The organism is Brucella sp. NBRC 12950, from assembly GCF_030268145.1.
In the GTDB taxonomy this organism is placed as follows: Bacteria; Pseudomonadota; Alphaproteobacteria; order Rhizobiales; family Rhizobiaceae; genus Brucella.
Map to the genome: position 1 here is coordinate 1 of NZ_BSQC01000014.1, position 16,231 is coordinate 16,231.

Sequence of the window (16,231 nt, forward strand, 5' to 3'; positions counted from 1 at the left end):
TCTTTGGTACGCTGAAGCATGGGAAGAACGATGCGCAAAGCCTTGAGCCAGCAGCAAAGCACAAGAAGATCGATTATCCGAAGCCGGATGGTGTGCTGACCTTTGATCGTCTTTCGTCAGTGTTTCTTTCGAACACCAACCATGACGAAAACGAGCCTGTGCATCTGCAGGTGGCTGACATGAAGCTGCAGCAGACATCGGAACATGATGTCTTTGCAGGTCCATCGACGCGCTACTGCCCTGCAGGCGTTTATGAATGGGTGGATGCTGACGGTAATTCCGCGGCTGATCCGCAGGCCAAGGATGTTCGCTTTGTGATCAACGCGCAGAATTGCGTGCATTGCAAAACTTGCGATATCAAGGACCCGAACCAGAACATCAACTGGGTTCCGCCACAAGGCGGCGAAGGACCGGTTTACGTAAACATGTAATGTTTGCTATTCCTATAGTATACCCTGTGCTGCTCTCTGTGATTGGAAATCCGTGACGTTGAATATAGCACCGGCCTCTTGCCATAGCGCTTGGCTACAATCAGAAGGGCCTTAATTCAGCAATATCATTGGGACGGGTGGCGGCATTCAACATAGGTCGAACCTGCCACACTTGGCAGTTATTTGCTTGATGAGTATAAAATCAGAGCGGTCGTGCCGCAGCTATCGAACCCGCGCTCAATGGCTACCATTCGTTGAGAGAAACACCATTCGAGGCTCCATGGAGAAACTCTGTTCTTTCCATTCGATAACTCTCAACGATAGAATAAAAAATTAACAGATTGTGGGGTCAGATCATCGTTGCGCTCGAAAGGCTGTCGCGAAAGCGGTTGCTTACGGAAACTGATTTTGCGCGCCAAGCTGGTGCATTACCGGCGAAAATACTGAATTTCTTCCCGCTGGTTCAATAAATTAATTCGGAGCGGGTCGTTCTTCGACCCGGTGACGGCCATGCATCTCATTAATCCTGATCGGGAAACAGCCCCGGCATCCACCGTCCCGCGTACTTCGCTGGAAACGCTAGTTTGAGCGCCGCGCGCGTTGATGTGGAGGACAGAGCGCCTATTTCGAGAAGCACGGACGTAACGCGCCGCGCGGTGCGATCACTAGTACCAAGAATCGCCTGGACCTCTCCGCGCTCAATCTGCCCCTGATAGAGGACGGCCTTCATTACGGTATCAGCTTTCGGAGGCAGGGTTCCGGCGCGGATTTCTTCTTCAGCCCAAATCAGGATGCGGCCACGTAACCGATCTGGCCGCATAAGGCTTTCCATGAATTCCACTTGATCGATGCAGGTTTGCAGAAAGAAACGCGTGAAGGAGGCGAGCGCGGCCTCGCTCAAGGTACCGCGCCCCTTCCCGATCCCCGAGGCGGGGGGCATCGCAGGCGGCAAGGTGGCCCTTGTAAGCTGCTTCTTGCCGTGCCAGCCCGCGTGCTACTGACCAAAGACCGCGCGTGTCCAGTGTCCTGCGCAACATGGCGTAGGACATGAGCCGAGCAACCCGACCGTTTCCATCTAGGAAAGGATGCACCCAGAGAAGCCGATGATGGGCACAGGCTGCGGCAAGGATCGGATCTATCCTGCCTGGAATGCTGTAAGCCTTGTGCATTCGTTCGAGAAATCGGGGCACCGCGCCAGGGCTGATGGCGATGTGCCGCCCAGCTTCGACATAGCGGGTGCGCAACTCACCAGGAACAACGGGAATCGTCTCTCCCGTCTCCGGGTTGTGGACAACGAGGAGTTCTGGCGGCAACAACTCGCAGAAACGACGGTGGAGTTCGATCACCGATACGGGTGCGGTCGGCGGCTCCATCATAACGTCTTCATCGATCCATTTCTGAACGGCAACATGCGCTTTGGCTTCAAGTTGAAGATTCCGTTTCTTCGGATCGGTGCTAAAATCGTTTCGCATAGCGCGTTCGATGTCTATTGGATGAGTATCGTGTCCTTCAATGAGGTTGCTATAGTAGCAGTTCATGGCCCGCACGAGATCGGCAAGAGCCTCAGCAATGGAAGCAGGAAGGCCACTTCGGAATGCGGCAGACTTCTCCGCAAGTTCAAGTACGAGATCATTTAAGTGCGCGCGCGAGGGGGAACCTTCCGAGACCATGAGGGGTTCAAACAAGCCTATTGTCTCGCCATTGTCGGGGATCGGCATTTGGCCTTCTTTCTGTCCGCTTCTCTGACCGCTACGGATATCAATGAAAATAGAATAATATCATACGCTTAAAAAAATTCAGTTCCGCCAATTTCCGTATGAATGGCCGGTTTAATGTCCGGTAGACGGGCGACGGAGGTTTTTTGTCACGAGATTACGTTTTTACAATGTATTATGGCGCCGGGAGGAAAATGATCATGATTGCAAGTCGCCCGAACACCGTCTCCAAAATTGCTAGTGTCATTCGCACTGATAGCGCCAGGATAGCAGGTGTTATGTGAAGGCGACTTACAATCGTCTCAGTCGAACGGAAAAGCGAACAGTGTCACGGTCAGGGAGGGAGCTTTTCAAACTGTACACCAGCATGATGCTTTGGGAAGCGGCTTGAGGTGAGCTTCGACTTGGAGTGGTGTCAAACCGCCATCGGCGAAATCCGTTGCCGATACGCGCACGACCAATGGATAATTTTTTTCGACCACATCCCTTACGGAAGCGAAGACGCCACCCACACTCGCCCCGGCCTGCCGTGGCGGGCCAAAGACTTGCACAGAAACCGCTTGGCAGCGATTAAATTAAGGTTTTAGCTGAAATAGAACTCAACCGTATCGCCATAGCTACCGATCGCACGATACAGGTAGAGCCGCTCGCCTTGATCTTAATTTACGTCCATCAAGGTTCCATTTACGTGTGACCTGGCGCTTCTATCGGTTGAACTGTTCAAGCAGTTTTGGACTCTCTTAAGATCCCAGCGATGCAGTTTGGATGGTCCACCTCAACACCATGTTCTGCCATTATCTCCTTCAGATCACCAAGCCTGAGATTGTAAGCAAGGTACCCTCGAACGCACAGCAGAATGACGGATTTATCGAAATGACGGCCTTTAAACATCAAAAATAATCAGATCTTTAAAAGTCAGAATCCTATCAGACCATGCGTTGACAAAAAGTTTGCAACAGATCCCAACAAAAGCGGCTTGCGCCAAAATCCAACGATTTAGGCCAATAGGAGACGCCGTTTTGGTTGGTCCGAACATACTTCGGGTTAGCTTATAAGAACCTCAAAAATGGACGCCCGGATAAGTTTTAGGATTCTAAGATAACGACACTGGCCTTCAACGCGGCTACTTTCAATCATCAGTTAAAGCATTCAACAAGCGCAATTTAGTGCGGTTCAACTCGAATCCGCAGAGGGAAATTCTGTTCTTTTTCAACAAAGGGCGCCCGCAACGAGTAGTGTTGGAGGATCTCGTGAATATAAATTTCAGATCATCGGGTATATCTGCAGAGCGTATCTCAACACGGCGGATTCTTGTAGCAGGCGGTGCAGGATTTCTCGGTTCTCATCTTTGCGAGCGCCTACTGAACGAAGGAAATTTTGTCATCTGCGTCGATAATTTTTCGACGGGGCGGCTTGAGAACCTGCGCAATCTCCTGCGATACGACACATTCAGCTTCGTGCGGCACGATATTGTAAACCCGATCGATCTGCCGGTGGACGAGATTTATAATCTCGCATGCCCCGCATCGCCGCCGCAATATCAAGCCGATCCGGTACATACAATGAAGACGAGCGTCATCGGCTCGCTCAATCTGCTCGAGCTTGCAGCGCATTATCAGGCACGGATTTTTCAGGCTTCAACGTCGGAAGTGTATGGCGACCCGCAAACACATCCACAACCGGAAGCCTATTGGGGCAATGTGAACTCGTTCGGCCCCCGGTCCTGCTATGACGAAGGCAAGCGCTCGGCCGAAACACTGTTCTACGATTTTCACAAGCAGTATGGCGTCGACATCCGCATCGTGCGCATCTTCAACACCTATGGCCCGCGCATGCGACCCGATGATGGCCGTGTCGTGTCGAACTTCATCGTTCAGGCCCTCAAGCGCGAAGACATCACCATCTATGGCGACGGCTCGCAGACCCGTTCCTTTTGCTATGTCGACGACCTGATCGAAGGATTTAGCCGGTTGATGAACAGCCCGATTCAGAAGCCCGTCAATCTCGGCAATCCGGGGGAGTTCACCGTGCGTGAGCTGGCCGAGCAGATCATTGCGCTGACAAACTCGTCCTCGCGCATCGTCTATCGCCCACTGCCCACTGATGATCCGCGCCAGCGGTGCCCCGACATTACACTCGCTAAACGCGAGCTTGGCTGGGAACCACAGATCGCACTGGTCGAAGGATTGAAGCAGACGGTCGCCTATTTTGAACGCCAGTTGGTCAGACCATCGGGCGAGCTTTTCGAGGTGGCGAAATGACCCCGTGGAACATACTGGTCACCGGTGGTGCTGGCTTCATTGGCAGCCATACCGCCAAGCTTCTGCACAAGAGCGGATTCTCGCCGGTCGTCTATGACAACCTGTCGACGGGTCACCGGTCTTCCGTGCGCTGGGGCGAGTTTGTCGAAGGTGATACGCTTTCGCAGGAACAGCTTATCGCTGCCGTCAGGACCTTTGATCCGGTAGCAATCATCCACTTTGCGGCCTCGGCCTATGTGGGTGAATCAGTCACGGACCCCGCGAAATATTATCGCAATAATGTCGGCGGGATCCAGTCCGTTCTGGAAGTCAGTCGCCTGACAGGCGGGCGCCCTGTCATTTTCTCGTCGAGCTGCGCCACCTATGGCATTCCGGATGTGCTGCCGATCCGCGAAAGAGAAGTGCAGAATCCAATCAATCCCTATGGTCGGACAAAGCTAATCGCGGAACATATGCTGGCCGACTATTCAGCAGCCTATCGCATGTCCTATGCGGCGTTGCGCTACTTCAATGCTTGCGGCGCCGATCTGGACGGTGAGCTGGGAGAAATGCACGTTCCTGAAACCCACCTGATCCCGCGCGCCATGCTGGCTGCGGCGGGCATGGCAGATTGTCTGGAAGTCTATGGCGACGATTATGAAACGCCGGATGGCACCTGCATTCGCGATTATATTCACGTGGAAGATCTGGCACGGGCCCATGTGCTTGCGGTCGAGCATCTTCTGAATGGCGGCGGCAATCTGGTCCTTAATCTGGGAACCGGACGTGGGACATCTATCAAGGAAATCGTTGATGCGATACACCGGCTCACCGGACGCAAGGTGCCTGTCGAAATGCGCGCACGCCGGGCTGGTGATCCGCCGGCTCTTTATGCCGACCCGGCTGCAGCGGCTGCAAAGCTTGGCTTTCGCACGCTCCATTCCGATCTCGACACCATCATCCGCACAGCTGCGCCCTTCTTTGGTCTGGAGATTCGGACATGACAAGGCGCGAATTTCATCCGGCCATTGACGGCGAAAATGGCGAAAGGGAACCATTGCTGGCACCCATCTTCACCGGCCGCAAACGGGTGGAATATGTGGTGGGCATCATCCTGTGGGCTCTCGCTATCAGCTATTTCTGGCAATGGTGGTTCATCAGTGCAAAGCACAATCATCTGGTCGGCTCCATTCTGGTAACGGCACTCTTGGCCTGGATCACGATCCTGCCGCTTTATTTCATCACTGTTTTCTTCCATGCAGCGCGCCCGACCGGCCCGCTTCGCATCCCCGCCGGAAGCCGCGTCGCCATGGTCGTCACCAAGGCTCCGTCTGAACCTTTCGAGGTGGTGGCTGAAACATTGCGCGCAATGCTGGCGCAAGATGTGCCGCACGATACATGGCTTGCCGACGAGGATCCTTCACCCTCGACGCTTGCCTGGTGTCGGGAGCACGGCGTGTTCGTTTCCACGCGCAAGGGCCGTGCTGACTATCATCGGCAGACCTGGCCGCGCCGTACCCGCTGCAAGGAGGGCAATCTCGCCTTCTTCTACGATCATTATGGTTATGAGCGCTATGATTTCGTCTCGCAGCTCGATGCCGACCATGTGCCAGAACCGGGTTATCTCTTCAACGTGCTGCGGCCCTTCGCCGATCCCGCTGTGGGTTATGTTTCCGCACCGAGCATCTGTGATCGCAATGCGAATGAAAGCTGGTCGGCCCGGGGGCGTCTCTATGTGGAAGCCAGTATGCATGGCTCGCTGCAGGCCGGTTACAATGGCGGCTTTGCCCCGGTCTGCATCGGCTCTCATTATGCGGTACGCACGGCGGCATTGAAGGAAATCGGCGGTCTTGGACCGGAACTCGCTGAGGATCATTCCACGACCCTGTTCATGAATGCGCATGGCTGGCGGGGTGTTCATGCGCTGGATGCCATTGCCCATGGCGACGGTCCGCGCACCTTTGCCGATCTTGTGACGCAGGAATTCCAGTGGTCGCGCAGTCTTGTGATGATCCTGCTACAATATACGCCGAAGCTGATCGGTCGGTTGCCCCTGCGTCTGAAGATCCAGTTCCTATTCTCGCAACTCTGGTATCCTCTCTACGCGTTCTTCCTGGCGCTGACATTCATTCTGCCGATAGCCATTCTGGCTTATGGCGATAATTTCGTCAGCGTTACCTATCCTGCCTTCCTGACGCACTTCATGCCGCAATCGCTCGTGATTTTGGCGCTGGCATTCTGGTGGCGTTCGAGTAAGACCTTTCGCCCGGTCGACGGCAGGATTTTCAGCTGGGAGGCGATGCTGTTCCTGCTGGCGCGGTGGCCCTGGGTTCTGGCTGGAACCTTCGCAGCTTTCCGTGACTGGCTGACCGGTTCCTTTGTTGATTTTCGCGTCACGCCGAAAGGCTCATCCGAGGTCGATCCTGTGCCACTACGGGTGATCGCTCCCTATGCGCTGATCTCCGGCCTGTCCATTATGCCCGTCCTCTTCGTCAGTGCTGCCGATCAGACACGCGGCTTCTTCGTCTTCGCCATCATCAATGCGTGCTTCTACCTGTTCTTGATGACGATGATCGTGATCCAGCACACACGCGAAAATCACGTGCGGATGACGAGCCGCTTCTATCGGCCAGCAATGGCTTGCAGTCTTACGGCGCTGGTCGCGCTGACTGGGTTTACTACTGTCGAGCGCGGACGCGACGGCATTGAGGCACTGAGTTGGGGCACGAAAAGCTTCACGGTATTTGACGACCGCTTCTCGGTTGCCGGTGCCGGCGTAGGCGGACGTGACGTCCACAGGACAATTTTCAATCCACGCTGGCGCACGAATACCGCTAGCGGAACGGACTAGCAGGAAAGGCGCGACGATTATGAAGATCGCTGTCATTGGTACGGGATATGTCGGATTGGTGAGTGGCACGTGCTTCGCGGCATGGGGACACGAGGTCGTCTGCGTCGACAAGGACGCCCAGAAGATTGTCCGGCTGGAGCGCGGCATCGTGCCGATCTACGAACCTGGGCTGGACGAACTGGTGGAACGCAATTTTGCCTTTGGTCGGCTGAACTTCACCACCAATCTGGAGGAAGCCGTCAAGGGTGCGGAGCTTGTCTTCATTGCCGTTGGCACACCAGCACGGGCGGGCCAAGGCGACGCCGATCTGTCCTTCGTCTATATGGCCGCTCGCGCGCTTGCGCCGCTGATCGACGACCACAGCGTCGTCGTGATCAAGTCCACCGTTCCGGTCGGCACAGGCGATGTGGTGCAGAAGATCATAGGCTCGGTTCGAAGGTCCGGCACATTCTCCGTTGCGTCCAATCCGGAGTTCCTGCGCGAGGGTGTCGCGATCCGCGATTTCCTCGAGCCTGATCGCGTCGTCATCGGTGTGGAAGATGAACGTGCACGTTCGGTACTCGTCGCCCTTTATGCTCCGCCACTCGAGGCAGCAAAGACGCCAATTGTAATTACGCAGCGCCGGACATCGGAACTGATCAAATATGCGGCCAATGCTTTTCTCGCAACCAAGATCACCTTCATCAACGAACTGGCGGATCTGTGTGAGGAAGTCGGCAGCGATGTCACCGAGCTGGCGCTCGGCATGGGGCTGGACAAGCGTATCGGTACCAGTTTTCTCAATGCTGGGCCGGGGTATGGTGGCTCCTGTTTTCCAAAGGATACGGTTGCGCTGTTGCGAACTGCCCAGGATCACGGGGTTGCCCTGCGACTCGTCGAGGAAACGGTCACCGTCAATGAAGCGCGCAAGCGTCGCATGGCGCTGAAGGTTCTGGATGCGCTCGGCGGCAGTGTCGAAGGCCGAACGATTGCCGTCCTCGGCCTCACGTTCAAACCCGATACAGATGATATGCGCGACGCACCGTCCATCCCGCTCATCGAAACCTTGCAGCGCTTCGGTGCCAGCATCCGGGCCTACGATCCCGCCGGAATGGAGAATTCACGCAGTCTTCTCAGGGACGTCGAGTTTTACGACGATCCCTACGAGTGCCTGAGCACTGTCGATGCGGCGGTGGTCGTGACCGAATGGGACAGTGTCCGCAAACTCGATCTCGTTCGGATGAAACAGGTCATGCGGGACGCTGTACTCGTCGATCTGCGCAATGTTTTTTCACCGGCGATTGCCAGGAATCTGGGCTTCCGGATTTCGACAATCGGCCGTCCCATTCAACAGCGGCAGGAAACAAGACCAACAAACGTTCTGCCGCACGCGCGCATCCGTCAAGCGCAAGAACCCTTGGCGGGTGCGCGCAACCTTAAGGTCGTGGGAGGTTCAAATGAAACATGTGATGTATGAAGACCAACGGTACCGATCTGGTCGGAACGCTGATCGGCGCAGATGCGTTCTGCCGCTGGTTGTCCTGCTTGCGGGGCTAAGCGGACCGGCTGGAGCGGCGACAGTTCCGTCAAATGGTTTGCCCGACGGCGCCCGTGTGATGACTCCTGCCGAGCTTTACCTACTCTATCGTGACAAGAACTGGCAGTGGGTTGACGGAGCTGGCCGGATGGAAAGCCAGAACCGTCGTTTCACCGCCCGTGTTGATGGCGAGAAAGGCAAGGCCTGGGCGGAAGGACGCTGGCGGATCACCTGGTCTGGTCAGATGTGTTTCGATGCGAAGTGGCATCTGGATCAGGGAGTTTTTTCGAACAAGACCTGTTTCTCCCACCGCATCGCCGATGGGACGATCTATCAAAAACGCGAGCCGGACGGTGTCTGGTACGTCTTCCGACATGCTGGCGAAAACAAGGATGATGAGGCGCACAAGCTCCTCCCCATCGAAACAATAACGCCAAAAACGGAAGCGCTGAATCTGGTGCTGCCCGTTGGCCTATCGCCCGTACAATAAAGGAGGCGGCGATGAAAACATCATATAAAATAACAACGGCCATTCTTTGCGGTGGGCTGCTTTCAACCGCTGTTTACGCTGCGAGCGGCGTTTCGGGTGCCAATGTCGACACCCGCAACATGTTCCACGACAAACGCCCGGTGATAACACCGCAATCCATCACGTTCGGGGCCTATGATCCGAGCGGGGATTTCACCAACGATCCCAATTCTCGCATCGAACATCTGTTCCTTCCGTGGGAAGATGTGGACCTGACGAGTCTGTCGACCGCTGATGCTTACGCGCAGGCACGGGGCCGTGAATTGCTGATAACCGTCGAGCCCTGGTCATGGGCTCGCGACTGGCGAGTTGCACCGGACGCTCTCCTGAACGGGATCGTGCGAGGGCATTACGATACAAACATGGCTGCCGTCTGCTCCGCTGCGTCGAAGCTGAAGAGCCCTGTCACTATTCGCTGGGCACAGGAAATGGATGACAAAACGGGTCAGTTCACGTGGTCTTACTGGTCGGCACAGAGCTATGTCCGCGCCTATCAGCATGCGGTCAATGTCTGCCGCAAGTCCTTGCCGAACGCCAAATATATGTGGTCCCCGAAGGGAGATGCGGGGCTTGAGACCTATTATCCGGGCGATGGCTATGTCGATGTGATCGGCCTGTCGGTGTTCGGCTATGAACCTTACGATATGCTGGAACTGGGGCATGCGTCCACATTCGTTGAGCGGACAAAACCGGGATACGAACGGGTAGTAGGCTTCAAGAAGCCGATTGTCATCGCCGAACTTGGCTATGAAGGAAGCGACGCCTATGTCCGAGCATGGGCGCAGGAGACCAACAAACCGCAACCTGAATTTCCGGAACTGACTGCGACCGTCTACTTCAATGACCGTGAAGTCTATCCGTGGCCACGGGGTGTTGGGCGGCCTGACTGGCGGGTTGCGAACCATCCGCTTGATTGATCCAGAGGCGCAAGTGCGTCTTGATCAGGTCATGCTCTGGACCGGTTCCAGTTAAAACAGTGTCGCTGGAACCGCTCTAAGCATTTGTTTCGTCGCATTTACCTCACGCAAAATAGCTTCGCACTTTTGCTGGAATTGCTTAACGTCTGAACAGGAATACGACAATGTTTTCGATCCGTTTGAGAACCGTAGGTGCGGCGCTGTCCGTGCTTCTTCTGGCAGGTGCTGCCGATGCGGCGCCGAAACAGAAAACTGAGGACTCGATCGCCGTCAAGGCTGCGGCGGCTGCACCGCTATCAGCCGAAGCGCTTGAGGCGCTTTATTCTGGTAAATCATGGAAATGGAAGGATGGCGGCGGCTATTTCTCTGCCGACGGACATCGTTTCATCGCCTGGTCGCAGAAAGGCAGAGCGTGGTCTAACGGGCAGGGGCGCTGGTACGCTACCAATCGCGGCAAGCTCTGCCTGGAGGCCTATTGGGTCAACAAGATGGGCGGTGGCAGCGATACGACCTGTTTCCTCCATCGCCAGAAAGGTGGCGTCATCTATCAGAAGCGCTCACTGGGTGGTAGCTGGTATGTCTTCCGCAATAATCCGCCACGCTCGACCGATGAGGCCGCCAAGCTATTGCGAGGCGACCGTGTCAGTAGGGGGTTGGCGATCATGAAAGCCAACGCGAGATGATCGCCAGGCACGCATATCGGCCCGCTCATCTGTATGGAGTTTTTGCGAGCCAGTGCGCCATCGAGCGCATCCCGAGAAACTTACGAGAGTTTTCGGGATGCGCGGTTCTAAACAAATTTGGAGCACCGATCTGATTGAATCAGACCGATACGCGGTTTAGTCGCGGATGAAGCAGCGGGATTTCTGCCCGAAGCCACTCGGCGTGCACACATATGGCGCACCGGCTGCATATTGCGTGGCGGAAACCTTGATGACCTTGGCCGATGCGGGCTTGTTGTATCGTGCCTGGCTATTCACCATGTACTTGACGAGGTAAACGGAAATCGTTTCGCTTTTCTGCTTGCCGGCATCCTTGGCTTCGGCGCCTGCCGTCAGGCACAATGAAGCGAAAAGTCCAACGATAATAGCGGCAGCCCATTTCAAGGTTTCGCGGCGCACAGTATATGCAAATACATTGTTCATACGATTGCCTCCGGTTGTTATTACCGTGCTTACTATCGGATACGAGTTAAAACTCCTGCCGGATATTCATGACAATTTTCATTAAATCCGATACAACCAGGTCATTTCATCAAATATATTCCGGCACCTCTTATGAAGTTTCTTAGGTGGCAGAAACCTCGTTGAACGCTGGCCATGCTCGCAAGCTATCACCTTAAGTGCAGTATTTTCGACGCTCATGCGATAGCGGCGTCGATGGATGCCATGATCGTCTGCACGGATTAACCCGGAATAGACTGTAGAGTTCCAGATGCTTTGATTTTACATGTTCAAGTGCTAATATCCGTGGAGGGACTTGGGTGGCGTTCCGCGTACCTTGGACCTGAGAGTTGGTTTGAGGAGTTGCCATGACGACCCCAAGCGACAAGGCTGTGAGCGATCTTAAGTCTGAATTTGTTGAGCGGCGCCAGTCTGCGCGAGTACAACTTACGCCGCTCGGCGAAAGTAGTCGCAGCACTAATATTCTGGCCCCACTGATATTTTCCACTAATTCACTGGGAGCCACAGAGCAGTTTTCTGCATGGAAAAAACATATCGCGGCTCTTTATGATGTGCGTATGCCCGATGGCGTTAATGCGAGTGACGGCTTTCTTGTATTGCAGAAAGTCTGGGATCTTCATGGTATGTTGCTTATAGAACAAAATGCGCCACCGTTTAGCTATGAGCGCACGCCAGAGCAGGTTCGATCCAGCCCGATCGATCACTGGCATATCAGCTTTTTGCGTAGCGGGCGCACTTGGACAGAAGTGGATGGACGCGTTGCTGAAAACGAGCCAGGCATGATCAACATCCGTTCACTTGGCTATCCTTTTCGTGGCCGGGCGCTCGCGACCGAAGCGGTGATGCTGATTGTTCCAGTCGACCATTTTGCAGGACTCGGGGGAATGCCCGAGGCCAGCAACAACGCCTCAATTGGAGGCTATCGGGCCAATCTTCTGATCGATTTCATCTCCAGTCTTCAGTTGGGGCTAAGTCAGATAACAAGTGGGGATTTGCCCGAGTTGCGGGATGCAATAAGGCAGATCGTATTCGGTGCTATTGCTCCATTGGTGAGAGACGGTAATGCGACTGAGCACGTCGCTTCGATGGGCCTGATGACCAAGGCGAGACGCTTTATCCAGAAGAACCTCATGTCTCGTGATTTGAATCCCGATGTTCTGAGCAAAGAACTTGCAATTTCTCGTACCCACCTCTATCAATTATTTGAAAGTTCCGGAGGAGTACTCAACTATATTCGTCAGAAGCGATTGCTTGCGGCGCACGAAATGCTTGCTGATCACTCTGAGAACCGGAAAGTTTCCGATATTGCCCAGTGGCTTGGCTTTGAAACAGCCGCGAACTTCACCCGGGCCTTCACCCAGCATTTCGGCTACAGCCCAAGCAGTGCCCGGAAGTCCACTTTACGGACCGATAGTATCGAGTGCATTCAGTCTGATGTGAGTCCTAATGAAACCTTATCAACTTTGTTGAGAAGGCTATCAACGCATGACACATAAGGGTTGAGAATATCATCCGGATAACCCGTCCCCTAAGTGAAAGGGCAGTCAGCACTTAGCAATTAGGATCCGAGGCACTGGCGAGTCTCACACCTGCCATCGAATTTGCCCCGGATACCGGTGTCAGCGCACTGTCAGAAGGTACTCTAAGCCTTGCGTGAAGCCACGCGGCGCAACGGTAAGGTGATCCTCGCCGTCCAAGACCGCAGACTTCAATTGCAAGTTCGGATACTTTCGGCTCTGCAACGCTGCTTCTAGAGCTCGGTTGTCGGCGACCATATCTACCGTTTGGTTGTAGCGCAGGTCGCCTTTGCGTTGTGCCTCATAGGCGCCAACATAAAGATAGACCTTTGCGTGCAAGTCCTTGTTTCGCTTGGCGTAAGCCGTCTCGAGCTTGAAAGTGTGGCGCTTGTCGTACCATAGAGAGGGGCTACCCAGAATATAGCCGCTAAACAAGTCAGGCTCGGTGAACAGTATCTGTGTGCCAAGTAAAGCGCCGTAGGAGTGGCCAAGGAAGAAGGATCTGGCGGAATCGGTCCGATAGCGGGCGGCAATAAATGGCTTCACCTGATCACCCAAGTATCGCTGATAGGCCCGTCCCTGTCCATGGATCGCACCAGCTGGTGCGCTCCTTGGGCCGTTCGAGGTAGGGGTGTAGTCGCGCTGCCGGCTAACCTTGCCATCCTCACCTTTTCCATAAGACAAACCGACAAGAATGAATTCCTCAATTCGGGGACCTTCGACATTCAGACGGCGGCCGATCTGTCGGATGATCGGAAAAGCGTAGTCAGCATCGGTGACGTAAAGCACGGGGTAACGCCGCTTTGGCTCCTTTACATAGGACGGTGGTAAGGCGACAAAGACTTGGTAACCGCGACCGGAAACCGGATCGGGCACATCCCAGACTTCGCTATCGATGATCTCGTACGCGCGCCCCGCTCCCGGTTGAGTTTTTGGCGTCGACTGAGCGTACGTGGGCGTCGCACCACTATGGACGGCGAAGCCTGCGATGACAGCTATCAGCAGAGCATTGAGAAAACATCGTCGCATGTGAAGTCTCCGCGCGTAGGATTTAAATGGCGTCAACCATTAATGGCGTAAACGCGCGGCATTAAGACTAAAAGTTTATCGGATGGATTCGTACTTAACAAAACGTGAGGGATGAGATCGGTGGTTCGGCTTTCAGCCAGCCACGCTGTAGGGCCTTTCGTAAAAAGTCACAAAATCCCGAAATTTTCGCCAGTTTTGGTTCAAGACGACAGGGGCCTAAATGGTCCGCTGTAGTGCTCTTTATCTACAACGAGTGGCGGGGACTTATTGAACCGAATTAGCCAATTCGATCCATTTGGTTTTGTGGTCTGAATATGTGATCAGGATAAGGGATTTCGCGCGCGTCTCATATGCTCCGAGTGCCTATTTCGCTTTATCCAACGCCGTTTCAGTATCTTGAAAAGCTAGCCCAAGGGCATGGTGCCTCTTAACTGATATCTTTTCGTCTAGCATCTGATCCTCCCTTAGAACGTTTCCCTTCAAGTTGGATCATATCCGCACGAGTTAAAGGGAAACGCTCTAGATGCTCATTAAACTATCGCTTATTTTTTACGACATGGCATGTCGGTACCTTCAGCGTTAATTGCCGTACCTGCGGCTGTTTCGATGCCATGAATAAGCTTCGAACGAGCCTCAATTGAAGCAAGCAGGGCTTCACCAAGATCCAAAGCGCGTTCAGACTGACGGACACTATAATCAGTCAAATATTTTGATGCCAATTCTGACTTCTCAGCCTTGTAGAGAATATCAGCCGTTGCCTGAACTTCCGGGATATCATCGATCTGCTTAGCTTCAAAGGCTTCAAGTGCTTGTGTGACCTCTGGAAGAAATGTCTCTGGATTAGCGCAGGTATGGTACATGATGCGCTTGAACAAACGTCCTGCAAACTGTGTTGCTTCCTGAGATTGATATTCGGCATTCAGAAATGTGGAACCTGCATCGCGGAAAAGGTATCTATGAATCCCATATTCTGGGATGACCTTATTGATGCCAATATGGTACGGCACGAATGGCGCGGTGACTGAGCCAGTTGGCGCAACCCATAGCAAATTGAGGCCTGAATGCGCTGTGTCCCGCAGCTGAGCTACTTCACCGTAGCCGGAGCGTTCGGTTGATACGCGTGGATCACGGACCAGCTTCATCATTTTTTTTAGCGTGACCGGTGCCATTTCATGCAGTTCTTTTTCAACTGTATCAATTGTCCAGTGTTTTTGGCCAGTACGCATGGGGCGGTCTTGTTCGCTGTAGACAGCATGAACATTGAATGGCTTATCACCTTCACGCTTCCACCAGCCCTGTTCTATAGCGACATCATAGAAATTGGGTGAGGCCATATAATCTTTACTATCAGTTATGTCGGCTGGAATTTCACCGATATAACCTGGATATGAGACGCGAACGTCATCAGGTCCTAAGCGTTCAGCAACCCATAATCCCTTGCCACCCGCAAATTGAAGCATCACCCAACCTTCATCCTTATCTGCGATCAGATGCGAGTTGCCGCCGTATGTCGTGTAGCCATGCTTATTTATTAAGTCACCAATGATTTCGACGGCCTCACGCGCTGTTTTCGCCCGCTCCAGTGCAATGCGTGCAAGGTCACTATATTGTGGTCCTGTTTGTGGATTTGGGGTCATTTTCACAAGTTCATCACGTGAGTTAGACCAGATATCTCGGATCGCGACGCCGTGCTCGTTCAGACCACCATTGGTCAAAGGTGCTGGAAAGCCTTCAAAATCGCTATAATTCATGTTTATATATTTATAGGTCTCAGGCACTTGAGGGATCTCGATAAGCTTGCCTGGCATGTAAGCTTTGTCAGTCGCGCCTACAGATATTGTCGAGCCTTCTGGATGCTTTTTAGCCGGCACTACGGTTAGCCAGTGACCGGACACTTCTTCACCCGTTCCGCCGATTAGAACAGAACCATCATCTGTTAAATTCTTTCCAACATAAAAACCATAGCTAGCAAAAGCATTTGAATAAAGCATTGATAGCATCAATACATTCAAAGACAGAACTTTACCAAATTTCAAAACTTTCATCACTTCTTCTTCCATTAATTACTACATTTCTCATACGTGCATCATCAAAAATATTCACGTACGTTTTCGTAACATCGGCACTTATAGCAATTATTTTCACTGTGTCACATTCGTTGTCCGAAAACATCAGCGATACATTCAGAGACAATCAATATATTAAAAATGAGCTGCTTCGGTTGTTATTTGGAAATGATGCGGGGTGTAGTTACTAAACGGAGATTTCTGTTTCACGCATATTCAATTGCCCAAGTCGGGGC

14 protein-coding genes and 1 pseudogene are annotated in these 16,231 nt (G+C 53.4%); 9 read left to right on the forward strand and 6 right to left on the reverse strand.

Going from position 1 to position 16,231, the window contains the following annotated elements; translation table 11 throughout:
* Positions 1 to 431: 4Fe-4S dicluster domain-containing protein (locus QSJ70_RS21085; RefSeq protein WP_285539330.1), on the forward strand; the 431-nt coding region annotated here is incomplete at its 5' end.
* A gap of 520 nt (positions 432 to 951) precedes the next feature.
* Here the strand turns inward: QSJ70_RS21085 and QSJ70_RS21090 are convergent.
* The 3 genes and pseudogenes from QSJ70_RS21090 to QSJ70_RS21100 form a co-directional block, all read right to left on the reverse strand.
* Complete coding sequence (locus tag QSJ70_RS21090; protein WP_285539331.1) at positions 952 to 1,251, reverse strand: hypothetical protein; 300 nt, start codon at positions 1,249 to 1,251, stop codon at positions 952 to 954.
* Positions 1,208 to 2,149 carry a Fic family protein gene (locus QSJ70_RS21095; RefSeq protein ID WP_285539334.1) on the reverse strand — a complete coding sequence of 314 codons (942 nt, stop codon included), beginning with the start codon at positions 2,147 to 2,149 and terminating at the stop codon, positions 1,208 to 1,210. Before QSJ70_RS21095 ends, QSJ70_RS21090 begins: the two co-directional genes overlap by 44 nt.
* A gap of 493 nt (positions 2,150 to 2,642) precedes the next feature.
* A pseudogene (locus QSJ70_RS21100) lies at positions 2,643 to 3,037 on the reverse strand (DDE-type integrase/transposase/recombinase); the annotation flags it as partial.
* Between the two features lie 359 nt (positions 3,038 to 3,396).
* On the opposite strand from QSJ70_RS21100, the gene QSJ70_RS21105 reads away from it, so the two are divergent.
* The 7 genes from QSJ70_RS21105 to QSJ70_RS21135 all read left to right on the forward strand — a co-directional run bounded on the left by QSJ70_RS21105 (position 3,397) and on the right by QSJ70_RS21135 (position 10,882).
* Positions 3,397 to 4,407 carry a UDP-glucuronic acid decarboxylase family protein gene (locus tag QSJ70_RS21105; protein WP_215779472.1) on the forward strand — a complete coding sequence of 337 codons (1,011 nt, stop codon included), beginning with the start codon at positions 3,397 to 3,399 and terminating at the stop codon, positions 4,405 to 4,407.
* Positions 4,404 to 5,390 (forward strand): UDP-glucose 4-epimerase GalE, encoded by a 987-nt coding sequence (galE, locus tag QSJ70_RS21110; RefSeq protein WP_285539339.1) that lies wholly within the window; start codon positions 4,404 to 4,406, stop codon positions 5,388 to 5,390. The genes QSJ70_RS21105 and galE overlap by 4 nt, the downstream gene beginning before the upstream one ends.
* Positions 5,387 to 7,237: a glycosyltransferase family 2 protein gene (locus tag QSJ70_RS21115; RefSeq protein ID WP_285539340.1), complete on the forward strand. Its 1,851-nt coding sequence runs from the start codon at positions 5,387 to 5,389 to the stop codon at positions 7,235 to 7,237. The genes galE and QSJ70_RS21115 overlap by 4 nt, the downstream gene beginning before the upstream one ends.
* Before the next feature lie 19 nt (positions 7,238 to 7,256).
* Entirely contained in the window at positions 7,257 to 8,693 is a 1,437-nt protein-coding gene (locus QSJ70_RS21120; RefSeq protein WP_285539342.1) for a UDP-glucose dehydrogenase family protein, read from the forward strand.
* On the forward strand, positions 8,686 to 9,243 hold the full coding sequence (locus tag QSJ70_RS21125) for a DUF995 domain-containing protein (RefSeq protein ID WP_502871707.1): 558 nt from the start codon (positions 8,686 to 8,688) through the stop codon (positions 9,241 to 9,243). The genes QSJ70_RS21120 and QSJ70_RS21125 overlap by 8 nt, the downstream gene beginning before the upstream one ends.
* Before the next feature lie 11 nt (positions 9,244 to 9,254).
* Positions 9,255 to 10,199, forward strand: coding sequence for a glycoside hydrolase family 26 protein (locus QSJ70_RS21130; protein WP_285539347.1), 945 nt, complete (start codon positions 9,255 to 9,257; stop codon positions 10,197 to 10,199).
* A 164-nt stretch (positions 10,200 to 10,363) separates the two neighbouring features.
* The gene (locus tag QSJ70_RS21135) at positions 10,364 to 10,882 is read left to right on the forward strand and encodes a DUF995 domain-containing protein (RefSeq protein WP_285539349.1); all 519 of its coding nucleotides are present in this window, start codon (positions 10,364 to 10,366) and stop codon (positions 10,880 to 10,882) included.
* Between the two features lie 156 nt (positions 10,883 to 11,038).
* Here the strand turns inward: QSJ70_RS21135 and QSJ70_RS21140 are convergent, their stop codons facing one another.
* Complete coding sequence (locus tag QSJ70_RS21140) at positions 11,039 to 11,344, reverse strand: hypothetical protein (RefSeq protein ID WP_285539351.1); 306 nt, start codon at positions 11,342 to 11,344, stop codon at positions 11,039 to 11,041.
* 386 nt (positions 11,345 to 11,730) lie between these two features.
* Here QSJ70_RS21140 and QSJ70_RS21145 point away from each other — a divergent pair, with 386 nt between their 5' ends.
* Positions 11,731 to 12,879 carry a helix-turn-helix transcriptional regulator gene (locus tag QSJ70_RS21145; protein ID WP_285539353.1) on the forward strand — a complete coding sequence of 383 codons (1,149 nt, stop codon included), beginning with the start codon at positions 11,731 to 11,733 and terminating at the stop codon, positions 12,877 to 12,879.
* Positions 12,880 to 13,002: 123 nt separating this feature from the next.
* On the opposite strand, the gene QSJ70_RS21150 is transcribed toward QSJ70_RS21145, so the two are convergent.
* Positions 13,003 to 13,929 (reverse strand): alpha/beta hydrolase, encoded by a 927-nt coding sequence (locus QSJ70_RS21150; RefSeq protein WP_285539355.1) that lies wholly within the window; start codon positions 13,927 to 13,929, stop codon positions 13,003 to 13,005.
* A gap of 542 nt (positions 13,930 to 14,471) precedes the next feature.
* Positions 14,472 to 15,989 (reverse strand): C69 family dipeptidase, encoded by a 1,518-nt coding sequence (locus QSJ70_RS21155; protein WP_285539358.1) that lies wholly within the window; start codon positions 15,987 to 15,989, stop codon positions 14,472 to 14,474.
* Between the last annotated feature and the right edge of the window lie 242 nt (positions 15,990 to 16,231).